Genomic DNA, 18,358 nt, shown 5'->3' with positions numbered 1-18,358 from the left:
CTCGGTGCTGGGTCTGGTGGGTGACGCGATCAAGCTGGTGAGGGCCGTGCGATGACCATGATGGTGAAGATCGAAGAGAAGCTGTACCAGAACCGGTACATCGTCGACGAAAGCCACCCGCACATCCGCATCAAGGACGCGACGACCTGCACCAGTTGCGACACGCAGGCCTGCACCTACTGCTGCCCCGCCGCCTGCTACAGCAAGAACGAGACGGGCAGCGTGACCCTGGTGACCGACGGCTGCCTGGAGTGCGGCACCTGTCGCGTGATCTGCCAGGACCGCGGCAACATCGCCTGGGACTATCCCCGCGGCGGCTACGGCATCAGCTACAAGTTCGGTTGAGCGTATGTGCGAAAAGCCCCTCCCCGGCGCCGCCGGGGAGGGGCTTTTTTTCGTGCGCGGCGTCCGAAAACCTCAGTCGAGCCGGTCGTCGTCGCGGGGAGGATTCCCAACACCGGAGCGGGCAAGAATTGTCCTGGCCTGCCCCCGGGTCGCACGGGCACCGCGGGCGGCGAAGTAGCGCTCGGCCTCGGCCTGCGCACCGACGCGCGAGGCGAGCGCCGTGGCGATGTATTGATTGAGGCTGACGCCCGTGGCCTCTGCTTGGGCCGTCGCCTCCTTCTTTAGGTCGTCGGGAATGCGAAGCGGAAAGGTGCTCATGGACGAAGCCTCCTGAGGACATCCTTCGGACGTTCGACGGGAATGCCAAACCGGGCGGATGCGGCCGCCATGTCAGCGAGATTGAAACTGGCAATCACGTCAGCGGTGCCGTTGACAGCGGTTTCCAACACCAAGTCGTCGTCCGGATCGGCGGCACCCGGACGCCAACGGTAATCAAACACGACAGGCACGCAAAGGCTGGCGACCTCGTCCAAAACGCTGAATACGTCGGCGGCACCGATCCCGAATTTCGTCAAGTTGTCCGGCCGGGTCAGCACCGCCTCGTACTCCACCAGCAACGTGGTCGAAAGAAGGAGATGGGCCTTGCCGTCCAGAACCTCCAGCAGCAGGTGACGCGAAGCGCCGGCCGGGCTGTGGAAAGCCGCAAACATGACATCGGTATCAAGGACAAGCCTCAGCATGGCGATACCGTATGCGACATCACCAATGCGGTCAATGACACCACGGACTCACACCCGCGCGACGTAATCCGCCACCCGCTGCAGCTCCCGCCCGGCGCGATCCACCATCTCGTCCATTCCGTCCAGGCGGCCGTCCAGCACCGACGTTTCGATGGCGTCGCCCACGGCGGCGAGGTCGCGGGCACCCACCGTGCGGGAGGAGCCGGCCAGCTTGTGCCCGGCCTGCCGGACCTCGTCCCAGGCGCGCTCGGCAAAGGCCTCCTCCAACCGCGCCAGCGTCGCGCGGTTCGATGCCAGGAACTCGTCCAGAAGCTGGCGGATGAAGTCGGCGTCGCCGTCGAACAGGCTGCTCAGCGCCGACAGGTCCAGCGGCGCGCCTTCCGCCCCCTCGCCGTCCGGCGGCAGCCAGCGCTCCAGGATGCGGCGCAGCTGGCCGATCTCGGTGGGCTTGGACACCGCGTCGTCCATGCCGACGGCAAGGCAGCGCTGCGCCTCCCCCTCCATGGCGTTGGCGGTGATGGCGACGATGGGCATGCGCGCGCCCGTTTCCGCCTCCGCCGCGCGGATGGCGCGCGTCAGGTCGAAGCCGTCCATCTCCGGCATCTGGCAGTCGGTCAGCACCAGCGCGTAGCGTCCGGTGCGCCAGCGCTCCAGCGCCTCGCGCCCGTCCTCCGCCACCTCGGCGGCGTAGCCCAGCAGGGCCAGCTGGCGCAGCAGCACCTGCCGGTTCGTCGGGTGGTCCTCGGCCACCAGGATCAGCCGGTTGCGCGCCAGCGCCTCCTCCACACTGGGGGCGGCCGGCTTGGCGGTCGCCAGCGGCGGCGGCTCGGCGGCACTCTCCTCCACCGCCAGCCCCTCGGCCTCCGGCGTCGAGCGTCCGGTCGCCACCAGCACGCCACGCGCCAGATGGGTGCGCCGCACCGGCCGCGCCACCGGTACGGCACCACCCGGCGTCGCCGGCTGCACCTGCCGCGTCAGCACCACCAGCCCGGCGCCGGCCAGCCGCGGGTCGCCCAGCAGCTCCCCGGCCGCATCCTCCTCGGCCAGCACCAGCGCGTCGAAGCGCGCACCCTCCGCCAGAGCGCCCAGCGCCGCATGGGTGTCGGCGGCCTCCGCCGCCTGGGCGCCGTCGGCGGCGAGGTAGCGGGCCAGGAAGCGCCGCTCGTCCGGCGTGCGCGCCACCACCAGCACCGACAATCCGGCCAGCGGCGGTGGCGGAACCTCGCTCTCCGACACTTCGGCGGTGAAGGTGAACCAGAAGGTGGCGCCCTTGCCGGGCTCGCTCTCCACGCCGATCTCGCCACCCATCAGCTCGGCGATGCGCCGGCAGATGGACAGGCCCAGCCCTGTGCCGCCAAAGCGCCGGGTGGTCGAGGCCTCGGCCTGGGTGAAGGGGCGGAACAGGCGGGCCTGCACGTCGCGGGCGATGCCGATGCCGGTGTCGATGACGGTGATGCCCACCGTCGCCTTGCCGTCCAGCAGCGAGATCAGCTCGGCCCGCAGCGTCACCGAGCCGGCCGGCGTGAACTTCACCGCGTTGCCGGCGATGTTGAACAGCACTTGGCGCAACCGCACCGGGTCACCCAGCACGCAGGCCGGCAACTCCGGATCGACGTAGGGGATGAGCAGGATGTCCTTCTTGCGCGCCCCCGGCGCCAGCGTGTCGGCCACCCCCTCCACCACCTGGGCCAGCGAGACGGGCACGCGTTCCAAGTCCAGCCGTCCGGCCTCGATCTTCGAGAAGTCCAGGATGTCGTTGATGATGGTCAGCAGCGATCCGGCGGAATCGCGCACCACCGCCACCAGTTCGCGCTGCTCGGCCGACAGCGGCGTGTACTCCAGCAGCTCCAGCATGCCCTGCACGCCGTTCATGGGCGTGCGGATCTCATGGCTCATGGTGGCGAGGAACAGCGACTTCGCCTGGTTGGCCGCCTCGGCCTCGGCGCGCGAGGCTTCCGCCGCGCGGGTGGCGGCGACCAGCTCGCGCGTGCGCTCCGTCACCTGGTTCTCCAGGTTGCGGTTCAGCTGCGACAGCTCCTCGTACAGGTGCACGTTGTCAAAGCCGACGGCGACCTTGGAGCAGAACACCTCCACCAGCCGCCGCTCGTCCTCGCTCAGCGGATGGCGGTGGCGCAGGTAGAACAGGGTGTCGTGCTGGCGCGAGGTGGAGCGGAACACCAGGATGCTGTGCTCCCGCTCGAAGGCGTTGCGCACGGCGCCCAGCGCGCCGGCGATGGCGTCGGCGATCTCCTCCGGCAACACCTCGGCCACCGGGCGGTTGTCCAGGCCGGTGAAGGCGCCGCCGCCGCCGATGACGATGGCCTCGCCGCCGGCCGTCCAGCGGCTGCACAGCAGCGCCCCCTCGCACGTCGGCAGCACCTCGTCGATCTGCCGCACCGCGTCGGCCACGTAGCCGGCGATGGTCCGCTTGTCGAGCAGCGAGGAGGACGCGTGCAGGATCCGCTCCAGCCCCTGGCGGTGCTGCTCGATGGCGGTGATGTCCTGGTAGCCGCGCAGGGCCGCCACCACGGAGGTGAACAGCTTCTGCGCCGTCAGCTCGGTCTTCGACTTGTAGTCGTTGATGTCGTAGTTGAGGATGACGTCGCGCTCCGGCGCCTGTCCGGGCTGGCCGGTGCGCAGGATGATGCGCACCCGGCGGTTGTTCAGGTCGTTGCGGATGTGGCGGACCAGCTTCAGGCCGGCGTCGTCGGATTCCATCACCACGTCCAGCAGGACCACGGCGATGTCCGGGTTCGCCTCGATCACCCCGCGCGCCTCGGCCGCCGTGGCGGCGGACAGGAACTGCGCCGGGCGTCCTTCGAAGGTGAAGCCGCGCAGCACCATCTTGGTGGTGGCGTGGATGGCCGGGTCGTCGTCGACGATGAGGATCAGCCAGGGCTCCGCCGCCTCGGCCGGGGCGTCCTTCGCCGCCCCTTCGGCGTCCGCACCCGGCTCCTCGTCGGCGAACAGAAACTCGTCGCTCATCCCATCCCCACCGGGCCATCCCCAACCGAGCCACCCCCGCCGGCTCGAAAGCGGGACGATACCATAGGCTGCACCGCTGTGAACAGGAGAGGCGCCATTCCACACGCGAAACGCGAAGGGCTCAATCCGCGTCGTCGTCCTCGTCGCCCTCGGCGCGGCAGAAGCGGCGCAGCGCGTCCAGGTCGGCGACCGAGATCGTGCCGCCGTGCGTCTCCACGCCCACGGCGCGCAGCTTGGCCAGCGCGCGGGAGAAGGTCTCCGGCTGCATGCCCAGGCGGCGGGCGATCAGCGCCTTGTCGAAGGGCAGCGCGAACATGGCCGAACCCGGCCCTTCCGGGCAGAAGCGCAGCAGGAAGGTGCCGACGCGCTGCGGCGTGGGCTGCACCTGCAGCTGTTCGATGGCCTGCACCAGATGGCGCAGCCGCAACGACAGCGAGCCCAGCATGGCGAAGGCGATCTGGTCGTCCTCGCGCAGGCAGCGGGCAAAGCCCTCGGCCGTCAGGGTCAGCACGCGGGCGTCGGCCACCGCCTCGGCGCACACCGGGAACTTGCCGCTGGCGAACATGGCGGCCTCGGCGAAGGTTTCGCCAGGGGCGACGACGTTCACCACGGCCTCCGCCCCGTCGCGCGTCAGCCGGTACAGCTTGACCCACCCCTCCAGCAGAACGAAGAAGCGGTCGGCCTTCTCGTCCTGCACGAACAGCGTCGTGCCGCGCGGCACCTGGCGGACCTGAGCGCTGCCCACCAACGCCGACAGCGCGCGGTCGGGCAGGCGCTGGAACAGCGGGATCGTGCGCAGCGTCGCGGCGTCGGTCGGCCGCAAGCCCGGAATTTCGGTCTTCATCCCATCTCCCCGTGTCCGGGCTTGCCCGCCCTTTGGGTGCGGCCCCGGTTGACGGCTATTGTAGCCGCCCGTCCTTGACGGCGGTCAAGCCCGCGCCGCTCGTCCTGCCCACCCCATGCGCGCCAGCATCACCGCGTTGATCGTCATGGCGCAGACGTCGGACAGCATGCCCGGTACGGACATCACCAGAACGTTGTGGCCGAACCAACAGGGCAGTGCCAGAGCCATGCACAGGCGGAACAGCCGAACGTCGGTCTGGTAACGGCCAAGGCTGACGAAGGAGAGGCCCGCCGCCGCGAAGGCCGAGGGCACGCCCTGCCACGTGGCAACCAGCCCGGCGGCGATGAGCGGCAGCACCGCCAGATAGACGCTTCGAAAGCCCGGCCGCGTGCCGAGTGGAATGGCGGCCGCCGCCTGCACGGTCGCCAGCACGTTCATCAGGCTGCCGGTAAGCGCCCCCAGCAGGGCGAAATGCAGCGCGAACAACAAGGAAGCCGCCAGCTGCACCGCCAGCATCGCTATCCGCCCGCGCAACAGCGCCCATCCCATGCCCGCCGCCGTGCCGGCAAATCCGACGGCCTGGGCAAGCAGTTCTACGGAAAGGACGTCTGGCATGGAAACCGGAATGCGGGGGCGCTCGGCCCGTAGCTTAAATCCGACCCCACCGGCCGCAAGCGATTTCGGTGGGTCCAACGCCGAAGCCCGAAGTGCCTGGAAGCATGCCTGAAAGCCGTGCGCCGGATCCTCGCCTGCGCTCGACCGGGCCTACGCCGAACAGGATCCGCCGCCCAGAACGCAGAACTTGGCGCAATGGCGGTGGTTCAGCTTGACCGCCCCCCGGTCGAAATGGCCGCCATCGGCCGTGGCCGCCTGCGCCAGCGTCTCGCCCATCTCGAAACGCGCCTCGTAGGGCAGCAGCGTGCAGGGAACGACGACGGCGTGCGCCGCCCCCTTGCGCTTCACCACCATGCGGCTGGTCGCGCACATCATGGCGTCGGGATGCAGATTCAGGATGCCCCAGCAGGCGGTGGTGATCTCCGGGACTTCGACGTGCTCGTTCATTTCCGGGAACAGCACCAGCGCGTGCGGATCGGCCGCGTCCAGGGGCAGGGCGTGGTCCGCGAACAGCCGGGCGTATCCCGCGCGCAACACGGCTTGCTCCTCCTCCCAGCAGGTCCGGCCGGCGACGGCGACGGCGAACCCTTCCTGAGCCAGCCACGCCAGGCCTTCCATGGTTTTCGTGAAACTGCCGGGTCCGCGTTCGCGGTCGTGCAGGGCGGCTGTGTGGTGGTCCAGGCTGACGCGCAGGCGCAGGCGATCGCCGAAACGGTCGCGCAGGGTCCGCAGTGCCTGCTGCACGGGCGGACGCTGCATCGGCTGCATGGCGTTGGTAAGGATCAGCACCTCGAACCCGCGTTTCAGGCACAGTTCGGCGATGGCGGGCAGGTCGCGGTTCAGGAAGGGCTCGCCGCCGGTGAAGCCGATCTCCCGCGTGCCCAGGCCGAGGGACTCGATCTCGTCCAGGTAGGGGCGCACGTCGTCCGGGGCGATGTAGACCAGCCGGTCGTTGGTGGGGCTGGATTCGATGTAGCAATGGCCGCAGGTGATGTTGCACAACGTGCCGGTGTTGAACCACAGCGTGTCCAGCCGGCGCAGCGCCACACTGGCCCGCCGCTCGCCCTTGGCGGTCCAGTCCGGGTCGTCGAACTTGGCGCGGACGGGTGCGGGGGCGGCGGCTACGGCGGTGCCGGTCATGCACTCTTCTCGGTCGGTCATGTGCGCACGGTAACGGGCGGCCCGATGGGCCGCCAGTCACGTTGCCTTGAGCGGGTGGTGAACGGCGGTTGGTGAACGAGCGGATGGCGGACGCTCAGCGCTCGGCCACCGGCTTGACGGGGCGGGTGGTCATGCCGGTGTAGAGCTGGCGCGGGCGGCCGATCTTCTGCTGCGGATCCTCGATCATCTCCTTCCACTGGCTGATCCAGCCCACGGTGCGCGCCAGGGCGAACAGCACGGTGAACATGCTGGTCGGGAAGCCCATCGCCTTCAGAATGATGCCGGAATAGAAGTCGACGTTCGGGTACAGCTTCTTCTCGATGAAGTACTCGTCCTCCAGCGCGATCTTCTCCAGCTCCATGGCGATGTCGAGCAGCGGCTCGTCCTTGATGCCCAGCTCGTTCAGCACCTCGTAGCAGATCTGGCGCATGATCTTGGCGCGCGGGTCGTAGTTCTTGTAGACGCGGTGGCCGAAGCCCATCAGACGGAACGGGTCGTTCTTGTCCTTGGCGCGCTTGACGAATTCGGGGATGCGGGCGGTGGAGCCGATCTCCTCCAACATCTTCAGCACCGCCTCGTTCGCACCGCCGTGCGCCGGGCCCCACAAGGCCGCGATGCCGGACGCGATGCAGGCGAAGGGGTTGGCGTGCGAGGAGCCGGCGAGGCGGACGGTGGAGGTCGACGCGTTCTGCTCGTGGTCGGCGTGCAGGATGAAGATCTTGTCCATCGCGCGCGCCAGAACCGGGTTCACCACATAGGGCTCGCACGGCGTGCCGAAGGTCATGTAGAGGAAATTCTCGGTGTAGGCCAAGTCGTTGCGCGGGTACATGAACGGCTGGCCGACCGAGAACTTGTAGGCCATGGCGGCCATGGTCGGCATCTTGGCGATCAGGCGGTGCGCGGCGATCTTGCGCTGCACCGGGTCGGCGATGTCGGTGGAATCGTGGTAGAAGGCCGAGAGGGCGCCGGTGACGCCGCACATGATGGCCATCGGGTGCGCGTCGCGGCGGAAGCCGCTGTAGAACTTGGCCAGCTGCTCGTGCACCATGGTGTGATAGGTGATGGTGCGGGTGAAGTCGGCCTTCTGCTCGGCGTTCGGCAGCTCGCCGTTGAGCAGCAGATAGCAGACCTCCGGGAAGTCGCAATGCTCCGCCAGATCCTGGATGGCGTAGCCGCGGTGCAGCAGCACGCCCTCGTCGCCGTCGATGTAGGTGATGGCGGACTCGCAGCTGCCCGTCGAGGTGAAGCCGGGATCGAAGGTGAAGTAGCCGGTTTCGGCATAAAGCTTGCGCACGTCGATGACGCGTGGGCCGGTCGAACCTTCCAGCAGCGGCAACTTGAGCGTGCGGCCGGTGGTGTCGTCGGTCAGCGTGACGGTGCCGACCTGACGGACGTCCTCGTGCCCGGGCTTCATCGTGTTGGCCATAAGACCTGCTCCTCTCGCGTACGACGCACTCGCAAGGAGAGGTGTGGCGCGGCGGCACGCCGTCAACGGTTTGCTTTCGTATAAGGGGCGGGGCGGCGACCGTGGACCAGCGCGCGGGCTTGGGGAAGGGTTGGGGACACGGATGGACACGGATGAAGATCGGCTATTTTTTAATCCGTGTTCATCCGTACAAAATCCGTGTGCATCCGTGTCTCAACACCCGCCTCCTGCCTCCTACCCGCCGCTGATCGCGGTCAGCACGTCCACCGCCACGCCCGGCGGCAGGGGCGTCGCCAGGGTGGCGCGTTCGCCTGCGACGAAGACGTTGATGTGGCGGCGGATGGCCGGGGTGGAGTCGCACAGGCGGTCGCGCATGCCCGGCCAGCGGGCGTCCAGCGCGTCCATCAGCTCGTCCACGGTGGCGGCCGGGACATCCAGCCGCCGGACCGAACCGGGGAACAGCGCCACCAGCGCCGCCGGAAGGCGGACGGTGACCGGCGCGGTCGCTTCGCGTGTCATCGCGGCGCCCCGTCAGCCGTCGACGACCAGCGTTTCCACCGACAGGATGGCCGGCAGGTGCTGGGCGATGCAGGTCCAGCCGTCGCCCTCGTCGGCGCTGGCGTACAGGGCGCCGCCGTTGGTGCCGAAGTAGACGCCGGCCGGCTCCAGCCGATCCGTCGCCATGGCCTGCCGCAGCACGCCGAAGTAGGCGTTCTGCTGGGGCAGGCCGTCGCGCAACGCCTCCCACCGCTCGCCGCCGTCGCGGGTGCGCCAGACGGCGGCCTTGCCGTCGGGCACGAAGCGGCCGACGGAATCACCGTTCAGCGGCAGCAGGTACAGCGTCTGCGGATCGCGCGGGTGGGCGGCGGCGGGGAAGCCGAAGGATGACGGCAGGCCGGCCTCGATGCTGCTCCAGGTGCGGCCGCCGTCGTCGCTGCGGTACATGCCGCAGTGGTTCTGCTGGTACAGGCGGTCGGGCATGCCCGGCGCCATGACGATGCAGTGCACGCACTGCCCGTGCTCGGGATAGTTCTGCCCCTCCGGCATGTAGTCGGCGCGGGTACCGCGGTTGCGCGGGTGCCACGTAGCGCCGCCGTCGGCGGTGTGGAAGACACCGCCGGCCGAGATGGCGACCCACAGCTGCCGCTCGTCCGTGGGGTGCGGGACCAGCGAGTGCAGGATCAGCCCGCCGCCGCCCGGCTGCCAGTCGGCGCGCGAGGGGTGGTTGCGCAGCCCCTCCACATGGCGCCAGGACCGGCCGCCGTCGTCGCTGCGGAACAGGCCGGCGGGCTCGACGCCCGCGTACAGGCAGCCCTGCCCGGGCGCCAAGCTCCACACCGCCTTGACCGGCGTCTCGCCGGCCGGATAGGTGAGGCCGTCGCTGGAGTGCGTCCAGGTTTCACCCAGGTCGGTTGACTTCCAGACGGCCGGGCCGAACCATTCGTTGCCGCCGCCGGCAAAGATGGCGCCGGTGGCCGGGTCGGCGACCACGTGGTTCATCGGCCACGTCTCGCAGAACGGGCCGCGCAGTGCCCAGTCGCGCCGATCCGCGTCGCTTTCCAGGATGAACGCGCCCTTCTTCGTGCCCAGCAGCAGCAGGACCTTCGATGCCATTGTCCCCTCCCATCAGCTTTTGGTTGGCGTTCGCGCCTTCGTGACCGGTCCTGGGACGAATCGCCGCTACCCCGCATTCGGCCTGGACAAATACGTTGATATCAACATTATTGCCGCATGTCAAAGGACCAGGACCAGCTTCCCTTCTCCACGACCATCGAGGTGCGGGACGCCTGCCTGTGCCTGCACGTGCAGCGCGCGGCGCGCGCCATGGCCCGGCGCTATGACGAGGCGCTGCGGCCGCTCGAGCTGACGAACGGGCAGTTCTCGCTGCTGATGGCGCTGAACCGGCCGGAGCCGCCGGGCATGGGGCCGGTCTCCGCACTGCTGGCCATGGACCGCACGACGCTGACCGCCGCGCTGAAGCCGCTGGAGCGACGCGGGCTGCTGGCGGTGCGCGTCGATCCGGCGGACCGCCGCGGCCGGCGCCTGGAACTGACCGCGGCCGGCCGCGCGCTGCTGGCCGCGGCCCTGCCGGCGTGGCGGCAGGCGCAGGCGGACAACGAACGGCTGCTCGGCGCGTCCGGCGCCGACCGGCTGCGGGCGGACCTGATGGCGTTGTCGTGAGGGTGCTGTCGTGAGGGTCAGTACAGCCGGCCGCCGTTCGGCACCGGCTGGTCTGGGCGGATCAGCACCACCTCCCCGTCGGCGTCGGGCAGGCCGAGCACGAGGCATTCGCTGACGAACTTGCCGATCTGCTTGGGCGGGAAGTTGACGACGGCCAGCACCTGGCGGCCGACCAGCGAGTCGGGCGTGTAGTGGCGGGTGACCTGGGCGGAGCTGCGCCGGGTGCCGACCTCCGGCCCGAAGTCGACGGTCAGCTTGATGGCGGGTTTGCGCGCCTCCGGGTACGGCTCCGCCGCCACCACGGTGCCGACGCGCACCTCCACCTTCAGGAAATCGTCGAAGCCGATGGTCATCCCCGCCCCTCCTTTGGCCGTTGGCGGGGCGAGGGTAGCAGCGCCGCCGGAAAACGCGAAGGGCCGCCCCGAGGGGCGGCCCTTTTCCGTCGGCGGCGTGCCGCTCAGGACGCCGGGCGGGCCGGCGTCCCGGGGGGACGGGTCACTTGCCGGACTTGGCGATGGCGGCCTTCACCTCGTCCAGGCTCTCCGACACGCGCTTGGACAGCACGTCGGCGGCCTCGCTGTTGGACTTGGCGATCATCTCGGCCAGTTCCCTGACGTTGGCGAGCGCCTTCTCGAAGGCGGCCTTCGCCAGTTCGGCCTGCTTGGCGGCCTTGTCCTCCGGCGAACCGGCGCCCATGACGTCGCTCACCATGCTGCCGGCCTCTTCCACAGACTGGCGCAGGATCTCATTCTGGCGGCGGAGGACGGCCTGCAGCCCTTCCCAGGCCAACTGGTTGGCGGCGGTGACCGCCTCGATGTTGCGGCGCTGCGCGGTCAGGATCGATTCGATGTCGATGCCGGGCGCCTTGAACTCGCCCAGAGCCTTGGACAGATCGAATTCGAGGAACGGGTTACCGGTCGGCTGCTTCGCCATGTTCTTCATCCCCCTAGTGCGGTCCGACAAGCCGCGGTGCAGCAGAGCGGACTCGGTTGTGATGACCGCGCAACCATACTCGCCACTTTGCTGCGGCGCAACATACAAGACGCCGCAGGCCCGGGGATTCAACCGGCCGGCGCGTCCACAGGTTCCGTCTGCGAAGCACGGCGCGAGTCGCGCCGGCGCAGGGCCGCCCACCAGGATTCGCCACGGCGCAGCTCGGCATCCAGCGCCGCCATGGTGCGGGCGAGGTCGGCGGTGTCGTCTGCCAGGAAGGTGCGCATGACCCGCGCGTGCACGGCGACCAGCCCGGCCACCAGCGCCGACCCGCCCGGCGCGTCCGGGTCGATGCGCGCGGCGCGCAGCATCCACGCCATGGAGCGCGCGATGTGCGGCGCGAAGGCCAGGGCCGTCAGCGGTTCCCGCCGCAGGTCGCGGGTGACAGAGGCGAGGCCGTCGCGGTAGGGGAGCAGCGCGTCGAAGCGCCGCATCATCACGTCGAACAGCCGGTCGCGCGGCGGTTCCTCCTCGGCTTCGGGATCGGGGGCATCCGGATCGGGGGCGGCGGGTTCGTCGGCCAGAACGGCGGCGTCGGCGAGGCGCGACAGCCCGGCCAGCAGGTGCGCGCGGGTGGGAAAGCGCCGGTACAGCGCGCCCAGCGGTACGCCGGCGGCGCGCGCCACCTCGGCCAAGCCGGTGCGCCGCCAGCCGTGCGTCGCCGCCAGATCCATGGCGGCGGCGACGATGCGCCGGTCCATGTCCTCCGTATCCTCCGCGTCCTGCATGTCCGTCTCCCGCCCTTATCGGTACCCCAACTATGTGGGAGCCGGCGGCGGCGGCGCCAGATCCGCGGCAGCGGCGAGCAGTGCCGCGCCACCCTGGCCGAGGCGGCCCGCCGGGCGGCACAGCCGCACGCCGTGCACCGCGACGCGCAGGCGGTGCCGGTGCCGCGCGAGCAGTGGGAGCCGATCCTGGAAGGGGTGGGGCTGAGCCGCCCGGTGGCCGCACTGATGGCCGCCATGTACGACGGCATCAACGCCGGCCGCGTGGGGTTCAAAGGCGGTGCGGCCAAGGGTGGTGCGGTGCGCCGGCGCGGCAGCGTGGACATCGCCGACGCGCTGGGCCGTCTGGCGGGCGTCCGCGCGGCCGCCTAACTGGCCTTCTTCACCGCCGCCACCTGTCCCCCGGTCATGCTGACCAGCTGATCGGGGGTGAGGCGGAATACGGCGTTGGGGGTGCCGGCGGCGGCCCAGATCGGGTCGAGGGCCAGCAGGTCCTCGTCGATCAGCACCAGCGGTGGCTCGGCGTGGCCGATCGGGGGCACGCCGCCGATGGCGTAGCCGGTCTTCTCGCGGACGAAGTCGGCGTCGGCGCGCTCGATCTTCTCACCGACCAGCGCGCCCACTGCCTTCTCGTCGACGCGGTTGACGCCGCTGGCGATCACCAGCACCGGCCGGCCGGTCTGCTTCGTGCGGAAGATCAGCGACTTGGCGATCTGTGCGACGGTGCAGCCGATGGCGTTGGCGGCGTCCTCCGACGTGCGGGTGCTGGCCTCGCGCTCGACCACCGCGTGGCCGAGGCCGATGGCGTCCAGCACGTCCTGCACGCGCCGGGCGGATGGGGTGAGGTCGGCCATCGTCCCGCCCCTGCTACTGCGCCAACTCTTTCGACCGTTGCGCGGCGGCGGCGACGGCCTTTGCCAGCAGCGCGTCCATGGCGCCGGGCGCCATCAGCACGTTCAGCGCCGCCTGCGTGGTGCCGTTCGGGCTGGTCACCGCCTCGCGCAGTTGCGCCGCGGTGGCCGACGACTGGCGCAGCAGCTCGCCCGAGCCGGCCACGGTGGCGCGCGCCAGGGTCTGCGCCAGACCGGGGGACAGGCCCGCCGCCTCGCCGGCCTTGGCCAGCGTCTCGACCAGCAGGAAGACGTAGGCGGGGCCGCTGCCGGACACCGCCGTGACCGCGTCCATCAGCGCCTCGTCGTCGATCCAGGCGACGTCGCCGACGGCGCGCAGCAGCGCGTCGCACAGGCCGGCCTGCGGCTTGGCGACGTTGGCGTTGCCGAAGCACACGGTGATGCCGCGCCCGACCGCCGCCGGGGTGTTCGGCATGGCGCGGACGATAGCGGCGGACGCGCCCAGGTGCTTTTCGAAGAAACCCACCGTCTTGCCGGCGGCGATGGACAGGAACACCGTCTCCGGCCGCACCAGACCAGCGTAGGCCGGCACCACCTGGTCCATCACCTGCGGCTTCACGGCCAGCACCACCACGTCCGGCACGAAGCCGGCCGGCAGGTCGTGCGCGCCGGCGGCGGTCACCACCTGCGGCGGCTTGGCGAAGGGCGGCACGCCCGACGGCTCGACCACCACGACGCGCTCCACCGTGCCGGCCTTCAGCCAGCCATCCAGCAGCGCGCCGCCCATCTTGCCGCAACCGACCAGAAGCAGGGAACCGGCCATCGCGCTCACGCCTCGCCCATGGTGTCGAGGATGGCGGCGGACACCGCCTCGGACGGCGACTTGCCGCCCCAGATGACGAACTGGAAGGCAGGGTAGAAGCGCTCGCACTCCGACAGCGCGATCTCGACGAGGTCCTCCAGCTGCTCCACCGTCGCCCCGCGCGAGCCGCGCAGCAGAGTCGTCTGGCGGAACATCGGCGTGTGCTCCTCCGAGCAGACGTCGAAGTGACCGAGCCAAAGGCGGGAGTTCACCTCGGCCAGGAGGCCGGACACCGCGTCGCGCCGGTTCGCCTGCACCTTCATGTCGAACTGGCAGGAGAACTGCATCGCGCTGACGTCCTGCTGCCAGACGAAGTAAAGGCGGTAGTCGCACCACCGTCCCCCGATCTCGACGATCAGCTCGTCCTCGCTGGAGCGGTCGAACGGCCACTCGTTGGCGGTGACGATCTCCTCGACGATGTCCAGGGGATTGTGGATGGTCTTGGGGGTGTCGACGGCTACTGCCGACATGTCTAGCGTCCTCCTCTGAAGGCGCGGTGGACGGCACCGTTCCCCAGGCTCCCGGGACGAGGCCCCGAGATGTTGTGTCTTGCGACCCAGGGGCTACTATTCAAAGCAACGTGCCAAAAGGCAGGCGTCGGCGCAACAGCTTTCGACGCCGCCGTGGTGAAACTTTTCGGATCGTTCGCGCGTGACGCGTATGCCGGGCCGGGGATCAGGCGGTGGCTCCGCCCGGATTGGCCGGACCGTGGCCGGCGGCGCGGCGGCGCGGCGCGGTGTCGCCGTGCTCCTGCATCAGCTTCAACTCGGCCACCAGGGTGGCGACGGTGGCCTCCAGCGCCACGACGCGGTCGGCGAGCGTCTCCTGCTCTTCGCGGGCCTTGGCCGCCACGGCGCGCACCGCGTCGAACTCCTCGCGCGAGACGACGTCCATACGCGAGAGGATCCGTTCGAACTGCTGGCGCATCTGCGCCTCCGCCTCCTCGCGCAGGTTCGACAGCGCGCCGAGCGCACCGCCGGCCACGCGGGCAAGGTCGTCGAGAAGCTTGTTGTCAACCTGCATCGATTCGCATCCGATCTAGGGGGCCAACGGGATTATGGGCAGCCCGCCGCCCTGATTCAACGCCGGCCCCGCCGGAATGGTCACGCCGGTTCGGCCAGCAGCGCCTTCAGCCGCTCCTTGTCCTCGGCCGGCTGGCCGAGCAGCGTCAGGAAATGTTCCCAGTCGGGATCGTCCATCAGGAAGTCGGGCCGGTCGGCGAGCATCTGATAGGCCGCCGCGCACGCGCTGTCGAGCACGAAGGCGTTCATCGACTTCCCCGCCGAGGCCGCCGCCTGGCGGATGACGCGGCGCTGCGCCGGCGTGGCGCGCAACTGCACGCGCTGGATCTTGGCCCGCGGCCCGGCAATTCTGGTCATGAAACGGTCATTCCGGCGCAATAATCCCGAGCATGCGCCGCCCACACCCCGCCGGTCAAGGCCGCCTCCCTGCGGCGAAGCGCGCCCTCCTTCCCCACGGACGGCGGCGATGGAAGAGATGTTGGAGACACGGATGAACACGGATGGGGTCGGATGAACACGGATAGATAAAATGAAATCCGTGTTCATCCGTGGCCCGCACCGCGGGCATCCGTGTCCATCCGTGTCTCAAAGCCGTTCTCCACCCCCGGCGCCTTGCGGGGGCGCGGTGGGCACCCTATAAGGGCCGTGGAACGCCAGACGCGGGGTTTGCAGCGCATGATCGTGGTCACCGGCGGGGCCGGATTCATCGGGTCGAACCTCGTGGCGGGGCTGGCGGAGCGCGGCATCACCGACGTCGCCGTGGCCGACCGCTTCCGCGACGGCGACAAGTGGCGCAACCTCGCCAAGCGCGAGCTGAAGGCCCTGGTGCGGCCCGACGACATCCTGCCCTTCCTCGATCAGCACGCGGCTGAGGTCGACGTGGTCTTCCACATGGGCGCCATCTCCGCCACCACCGAGCGCGACGTCGACAAGATCGTCGCCAACAACGTGGCGCTGACGATGGAGCTGTGGCGCTGGTGCGCATGGCGGGGCGCACGCTTCATCTATGCGTCGTCGGCGGCCACCTACGGCGACGGGGCGGCGGGGTTCGTGGACGATGCGTCGGTGGAGGCGCTGGCGGAACTGCGCCCGCTCAACCCCTACGGCTGGTCCAAGCACCTGTTTGACCGCTTCGTCGCGCGCGCCGTCCTGAACGGCGAGCCGGCGCCGCCGCAGTGGGCGGGGCTGAAGTTCTTCAACGTCTACGGCCCCAACGAGCGGCACAAGGGCGACATGATGAGCGTCGTCGCCAAGCTGCACCCCGTGCTGAAGGCCGGGGAGCCGGCGCGGCTGTTCAAGTCGCACCGACCGGATTTCGCCGACGGCGGGCAGAGCCGCGACTTCATCCACGTGGACGACTGCGTCGCCGTCATGCTGTGGCTGCTCGACACGCCCGACGTCTCCGGCCTTTTCAACGTCGGCACCGGCAAGGCGCGCAGCTTCAAGGACCTCGCCGGGGCGACGTTCGCGGCGCTGGGGCTGGAGCCGCGCGTGGAGTACGTCGACATGCCCGAGCACTTGCGCGACAAGTACCAGTACTTCACCCAGGCCAGCACGGAGCGCCTGCGTGCCGCCGGCTACACCCGCCCCTTCACCGAGTTGGAGGACGGCGTGCGCCGCTACGTGCGGGATTTCCTGGAGCAACCGGACCCGTACCGCTGAGGTGGGCATGCTCGCCATTCCCTTCCCCGCCATCGATCCGGTGGCCTTCGAGGCCGGGCCGCTCGTCGTGCGGTGGTACGCGCTGGCCTATCTGGCGGGGTTCCTGCTGGGCTGGCGCTACTGCATGGTGCTGGCCAAGGACAGCCCGGGCGGCCGGCCGGCACCGGAGGACTACGACGACTTCCTGACCTGGGCGGTGGTCGGCGTCATCCTGGGCGGACGGCTGGGGTACGTGCTGTTCTACAACCTGCCCTACTACATGCAGCACCCGGTGGAGGCGCTGTACGTCTGGCACGGCGGCATGTCGTTCCACGGCGGCATGCTGGGCGTGGTGCTGGCGATCCTGCTGTTCGCGTGGCGGCGCGGGATCTCGCCCTTCGCCTTCGCCGACCTGATCTGCGCGGCCGTGCCCATCGGGCTGTTCTTCGGGCGCATCGCCAACTTCATCAACGGCGAGCTGTACGGCCGGCCGGCGCCGGACGTGCCGTGGGCCATGGTCTTCCCGCGCGACCCGCAGCAGGTGCCGCGCCACCCCAGCCAGATCTACGAGGCGGTGCTGGAGGGGGCCGTGCTGTTCGTCGTGCTGGCGGTCATCGCGCACATGCCGGCGGTGCGGGCGCGGCCGGGCGTGATCTCCGGCGTGTTCCTGGCCGGCTACGGCCTGTCGCGCATCATCGTCGAGTTCTTCCGGGAGCCGGACCCGCAACTGGGCTTCCTGTGGGGCGGGGCCACCATGGGGCAGCTGCTGTCCATCCCCATGGTGCTGGTCGGGCTGTGGCTGGCACTGCGCACGCGAAAGGTGGAAACCGCATGACCGGACCCGTCGCCGACACGCTGGCCCGCGCGCTCGCCCGTCGCATCGCGCACGAGGGGCCGATCACGGTGGCCGCCTTCATGGCGGAGGCGCTGGGCCACCCGCGCTTCGGCTATTACATGCGCCAGGACCCGTTCGGCACGCAGGGCGACTTCACCACGGCGCCGGAAATCAGCCAGATGTTCGGCGAGCTGATCGGCCTGTGGTGCGCCGACACGTGGCAGCGCCTGGGCGGGCCGGCCGAGATCAATCTGATCGAGCTGGGACCGGGCCGCGGCACCCTGATGGCCGACGCGCTGCGGGCGGCCGCGATCCTGCCGCCCTTCCGCGACGCCATCCGCGTGCGCATGGTGGAGACCAGCCCGACGCTGCGCGCCCGCCAGCAGGCTACGCTGGCCGGCAAGGACGCCGGAAAGAACGCCACATGGCACAACCGGCTGGAGGACGTGCCGGCAGGGCCGGCGCTGGTCATCGCCAACGAGTTCTTCGACGCCCTGCCCATCCGCCAGATCCAGAAGGCGCCGCACGGCTGGGCCGAGCGGCTGGTCGACCTGGACCCGGAGTCCCCGGAGGACGCGCCGCGATTCCGCTTCGTGCTGGAGGCGTTCGGCAGCCCCGGCGCCACCCTGGTGCCGGAGCGGCTGCGCGACGCGCCCGTGGGAAGTGTGGTGGAGGTGTCGCCGGCCAGCCGGGCGGTGGCCCGCGCGCTGGGCGAACGGCTGACGGTTCACGGTGGGGCGGCGCTGGTCATCGACTACGGCTACGCGCACGGGCCGGCGGTGGGGGACACGCTGCAGGCACTGCGCCGGCACGCCTACGCCCCGGTGCTGGAGGATCCCGGCATGGCCGACCTGACGGCGCACGTGGACTTCGCCGGCATCGCCGACGCGGCGCGCGAGGGCGGGGCCGAGGCCTGGGGGCCGGTGGACCAGGGCGTGCTGCTACAGCGGCTGGGCATCGCGCAACGCGCCGGGGTGCTGAAGCGCAGCGCCACGCCGCAGCAGGCGGCCGACATCGATTCGGCCCTTGCCCGCTTGATCGCGCCCGACCAGATGGGCACTCTGTTCAAGGCCGTCGCCCTGACGGTGCCCGGCCTGGGCGCACCGGCGGGCTTCCCCTGAAAACGCTTGAT

At 70.1% G+C, this 18,358-nt stretch carries 23 protein-coding genes; 6 read left to right on the top strand and 17 right to left on the bottom strand.

The window, feature by feature from the left end:
* Positions 1-51: 51 nt before the first annotated feature.
* The gene (locus tag VED21_RS20575; protein WP_324885496.1) at positions 52-345 is read left to right on the top strand and encodes a ferredoxin family protein; all 294 of its coding nucleotides are present in this window, start codon (positions 52-54) and stop codon (positions 343-345) included.
* Positions 346-417: 72 nt separating this feature from the next.
* Here VED21_RS20575 and VED21_RS20570 read toward each other — a convergent pair whose 3' ends face one another.
* The 9 genes from VED21_RS20570 to VED21_RS20530 all read right to left on the bottom strand — a co-directional run bounded on the left by VED21_RS20570 (position 418) and on the right by VED21_RS20530 (position 9,730).
* A complete protein-coding gene (locus VED21_RS20570) occupies positions 418-663 on the bottom strand; it encodes a toxin-antitoxin system HicB family antitoxin (RefSeq protein WP_324885494.1) in 246 nt (81 codons plus the stop codon).
* On the bottom strand, positions 660-1,085 hold the full coding sequence (locus VED21_RS20565; protein WP_324885492.1) for a putative toxin-antitoxin system toxin component, PIN family: 426 nt from the start codon (positions 1,083-1,085) through the stop codon (positions 660-662). Before VED21_RS20565 ends, VED21_RS20570 begins: the two co-directional genes overlap by 4 nt.
* Positions 1,086-1,133: 48 nt before the next feature.
* Positions 1,134-4,070, bottom strand: coding sequence for a DUF3369 domain-containing protein (locus VED21_RS20560; protein ID WP_324885490.1), 2,937 nt, complete (start codon positions 4,068-4,070; stop codon positions 1,134-1,136).
* 121 nt (positions 4,071-4,191) lie between these two features.
* On the bottom strand, positions 4,192-4,914 hold the full coding sequence (locus VED21_RS20555) for a Crp/Fnr family transcriptional regulator (protein ID WP_324885488.1): 723 nt from the start codon (positions 4,912-4,914) through the stop codon (positions 4,192-4,194).
* Between the two features lie 84 nt (positions 4,915-4,998).
* Positions 4,999-5,529 (bottom strand): YgjV family protein, encoded by a 531-nt coding sequence (locus VED21_RS20550; RefSeq protein WP_324885486.1) that lies wholly within the window; start codon positions 5,527-5,529, stop codon positions 4,999-5,001.
* Positions 5,530-5,679: 150 nt separating this feature from the next.
* Positions 5,680-6,669, bottom strand: coding sequence for a radical SAM protein (locus VED21_RS20545; protein ID WP_324885484.1), 990 nt, complete (start codon positions 6,667-6,669; stop codon positions 5,680-5,682).
* A 115-nt stretch (positions 6,670-6,784) separates the two neighbouring features.
* Positions 6,785-8,116 carry a citrate synthase gene (gene gltA / locus VED21_RS20540; RefSeq protein WP_324885482.1) on the bottom strand — a complete coding sequence of 444 codons (1,332 nt, stop codon included), beginning with the start codon at positions 8,114-8,116 and terminating at the stop codon, positions 6,785-6,787.
* Between the two features lie 234 nt (positions 8,117-8,350).
* Positions 8,351-8,635: a MoaD/ThiS family protein gene (locus VED21_RS20535; protein ID WP_324885480.1), complete on the bottom strand. Its 285-nt coding sequence runs from the start codon at positions 8,633-8,635 to the stop codon at positions 8,351-8,353.
* 12 nt (positions 8,636-8,647) lie between these two features.
* Positions 8,648-9,730: an exo-alpha-sialidase gene (locus VED21_RS20530; RefSeq protein ID WP_324885478.1), complete on the bottom strand. Its 1,083-nt coding sequence runs from the start codon at positions 9,728-9,730 to the stop codon at positions 8,648-8,650.
* A gap of 117 nt (positions 9,731-9,847) precedes the next feature.
* On the opposite strand from VED21_RS20530, the gene VED21_RS20525 reads away from it, so the two are divergent.
* Entirely contained in the window at positions 9,848-10,297 is a 450-nt protein-coding gene (locus VED21_RS20525) for a MarR family winged helix-turn-helix transcriptional regulator (RefSeq protein WP_324885476.1), read from the top strand.
* 17 nt (positions 10,298-10,314) lie between these two features.
* Here the strand turns inward: VED21_RS20525 and VED21_RS20520 are convergent, their stop codons facing one another.
* From VED21_RS20520 to VED21_RS20510, 3 genes are all read right to left on the bottom strand, one after another.
* On the bottom strand, positions 10,315-10,650 hold the full coding sequence (locus tag VED21_RS20520) for a tRNA-binding protein (protein WP_324885474.1): 336 nt from the start codon (positions 10,648-10,650) through the stop codon (positions 10,315-10,317).
* A 142-nt stretch (positions 10,651-10,792) separates the two neighbouring features.
* On the bottom strand, positions 10,793-11,230 hold the full coding sequence (locus VED21_RS20515; RefSeq protein WP_324885472.1) for a phasin family protein: 438 nt from the start codon (positions 11,228-11,230) through the stop codon (positions 10,793-10,795).
* Between the two features lie 128 nt (positions 11,231-11,358).
* Positions 11,359-12,018, bottom strand: coding sequence for a helix-turn-helix domain-containing protein (locus VED21_RS20510; RefSeq protein WP_324885471.1), 660 nt, complete (start codon positions 12,016-12,018; stop codon positions 11,359-11,361).
* A 132-nt stretch (positions 12,019-12,150) separates the two neighbouring features.
* On the opposite strand from VED21_RS20510, the gene VED21_RS20505 reads away from it, so the two are divergent.
* A complete protein-coding gene (locus VED21_RS20505; RefSeq protein WP_324885469.1) occupies positions 12,151-12,387 on the top strand; it encodes a hypothetical protein in 237 nt (78 codons plus the stop codon).
* Here VED21_RS20505 and VED21_RS20500 read toward each other — a convergent pair.
* The 5 genes from VED21_RS20500 to VED21_RS20480 all read right to left on the bottom strand — a co-directional run bounded on the left by VED21_RS20500 (position 12,384) and on the right by VED21_RS20480 (position 15,107).
* Positions 12,384-12,869, bottom strand: a complete 486-nt coding sequence (locus tag VED21_RS20500; RefSeq protein ID WP_324885467.1) for a YbaK/EbsC family protein — start codon at positions 12,867-12,869, stop codon at positions 12,384-12,386. The genes VED21_RS20505 and VED21_RS20500 overlap by 4 nt on opposite strands.
* Positions 12,870-12,882: 13 nt before the next feature.
* Positions 12,883-13,689 (bottom strand): pyrroline-5-carboxylate reductase, encoded by an 807-nt coding sequence (gene proC, locus VED21_RS20495; protein ID WP_324885465.1) that lies wholly within the window; start codon positions 13,687-13,689, stop codon positions 12,883-12,885.
* 5 nt (positions 13,690-13,694) lie between these two features.
* A complete protein-coding gene (locus VED21_RS20490) occupies positions 13,695-14,198 on the bottom strand; it encodes a YbjN domain-containing protein (protein ID WP_324885463.1) in 504 nt (167 codons plus the stop codon).
* Positions 14,199-14,403: 205 nt separating this feature from the next.
* The gene (locus VED21_RS20485; RefSeq protein WP_324885461.1) at positions 14,404-14,751 is read right to left on the bottom strand and encodes an accessory factor UbiK family protein; all 348 of its coding nucleotides are present in this window, start codon (positions 14,749-14,751) and stop codon (positions 14,404-14,406) included.
* Between the two features lie 80 nt (positions 14,752-14,831).
* A complete protein-coding gene (locus tag VED21_RS20480) occupies positions 14,832-15,107 on the bottom strand; it encodes a DUF1778 domain-containing protein (RefSeq protein ID WP_324885460.1) in 276 nt (91 codons plus the stop codon).
* A gap of 318 nt (positions 15,108-15,425) precedes the next feature.
* Between VED21_RS20480 and rfaD the strand changes: the two genes are divergently transcribed.
* The 3 genes from rfaD to VED21_RS20465 are packed head-to-tail and all read left to right on the top strand — an operon-like array spanning position 15,426 to position 18,347.
* Positions 15,426-16,412, top strand: coding sequence for an ADP-glyceromanno-heptose 6-epimerase (gene rfaD / locus VED21_RS20475; protein WP_324885458.1), 987 nt, complete (start codon positions 15,426-15,428; stop codon positions 16,410-16,412).
* Positions 16,413-16,419: 7 nt separating this feature from the next.
* Complete coding sequence (lgt, locus tag VED21_RS20470) at positions 16,420-17,226, top strand: prolipoprotein diacylglyceryl transferase (protein WP_324885456.1); 807 nt, start codon at positions 16,420-16,422, stop codon at positions 17,224-17,226.
* Entirely contained in the window at positions 17,223-18,347 is a 1,125-nt protein-coding gene (locus VED21_RS20465) for a class I SAM-dependent methyltransferase (RefSeq protein WP_324885454.1), read from the top strand. The genes lgt and VED21_RS20465 overlap by 4 nt, the downstream gene beginning before the upstream one ends.
* Positions 18,348-18,358 lie beyond the last annotated feature (11 nt).

The organism is Azospirillum sp., assembly GCF_035627195.1.
Classification (GTDB): domain Bacteria; phylum Pseudomonadota; class Alphaproteobacteria; order Azospirillales; family Azospirillaceae; genus Azospirillum.
The sequence above is the reverse complement of the archived record's forward strand: the minus strand, read 5'-3'. Positions and strand labels throughout refer to the sequence as shown.

Coding starts and splice junctions, on each gene's coding strand:
- VED21_RS20575 (WP_324885496.1), top strand. CDS start 52: ATGACCATGATGGTGAAGATCGAAGAGAAGCTGTACCAGAACCGGTAC.
- VED21_RS20570 (WP_324885494.1), bottom strand. CDS start 663: ATGAGCACCTTTCCGCTTCGCATTCCCGACGACCTAAAGAAGGAGGCG.
- VED21_RS20565 (WP_324885492.1), bottom strand. CDS start 1,085: ATGCTGAGGCTTGTCCTTGATACCGATGTCATGTTTGCGGCTTTCCAC.
- VED21_RS20560 (WP_324885490.1), bottom strand. CDS start 4,070: ATGAGCGACGAGTTTCTGTTCGCCGACGAGGAGCCGGGTGCGGACGCC.
- VED21_RS20555 (WP_324885488.1), bottom strand. CDS start 4,914: ATGAAGACCGAAATTCCGGGCTTGCGGCCGACCGACGCCGCGACGCTG.
- VED21_RS20550 (WP_324885486.1), bottom strand. CDS start 5,529: ATGCCAGACGTCCTTTCCGTAGAACTGCTTGCCCAGGCCGTCGGATTT.
- VED21_RS20545 (WP_324885484.1), bottom strand. CDS start 6,669: ATGACCGGCACCGCCGTAGCCGCCGCCCCCGCACCCGTCCGCGCCAAG.
- gltA (WP_324885482.1), bottom strand. CDS start 8,116: ATGGCCAACACGATGAAGCCCGGGCACGAGGACGTCCGTCAGGTCGGC.
- VED21_RS20535 (WP_324885480.1), bottom strand. CDS start 8,635: ATGACACGCGAAGCGACCGCGCCGGTCACCGTCCGCCTTCCGGCGGCG.
- VED21_RS20530 (WP_324885478.1), bottom strand. CDS start 9,730: ATGGCATCGAAGGTCCTGCTGCTGCTGGGCACGAAGAAGGGCGCGTTC.
- VED21_RS20525 (WP_324885476.1), top strand. CDS start 9,848: ATGTCAAAGGACCAGGACCAGCTTCCCTTCTCCACGACCATCGAGGTG.
- VED21_RS20520 (WP_324885474.1), bottom strand. CDS start 10,650: ATGACCATCGGCTTCGACGATTTCCTGAAGGTGGAGGTGCGCGTCGGC.
- VED21_RS20515 (WP_324885472.1), bottom strand. CDS start 11,230: ATGGCGAAGCAGCCGACCGGTAACCCGTTCCTCGAATTCGATCTGTCC.
- VED21_RS20510 (WP_324885471.1), bottom strand. CDS start 12,018: ATGCAGGACGCGGAGGATACGGAGGACATGGACCGGCGCATCGTCGCC.
- VED21_RS20500 (WP_324885467.1), bottom strand. CDS start 12,869: ATGGCCGACCTCACCCCATCCGCCCGGCGCGTGCAGGACGTGCTGGAC.
- proC (WP_324885465.1), bottom strand. CDS start 13,689: ATGGCCGGTTCCCTGCTTCTGGTCGGTTGCGGCAAGATGGGCGGCGCG.
- VED21_RS20490 (WP_324885463.1), bottom strand. CDS start 14,198: ATGTCGGCAGTAGCCGTCGACACCCCCAAGACCATCCACAATCCCCTG.
- VED21_RS20485 (WP_324885461.1), bottom strand. CDS start 14,751: ATGCAGGTTGACAACAAGCTTCTCGACGACCTTGCCCGCGTGGCCGGC.
- VED21_RS20480 (WP_324885460.1), bottom strand. CDS start 15,107: ATGACCAGAATTGCCGGGCCGCGGGCCAAGATCCAGCGCGTGCAGTTG.
- rfaD (WP_324885458.1), top strand. CDS start 15,426: ATGATCGTGGTCACCGGCGGGGCCGGATTCATCGGGTCGAACCTCGTG.
- lgt (WP_324885456.1), top strand. CDS start 16,420: ATGCTCGCCATTCCCTTCCCCGCCATCGATCCGGTGGCCTTCGAGGCC.
- VED21_RS20465 (WP_324885454.1), top strand. CDS start 17,223: ATGACCGGACCCGTCGCCGACACGCTGGCCCGCGCGCTCGCCCGTCGC.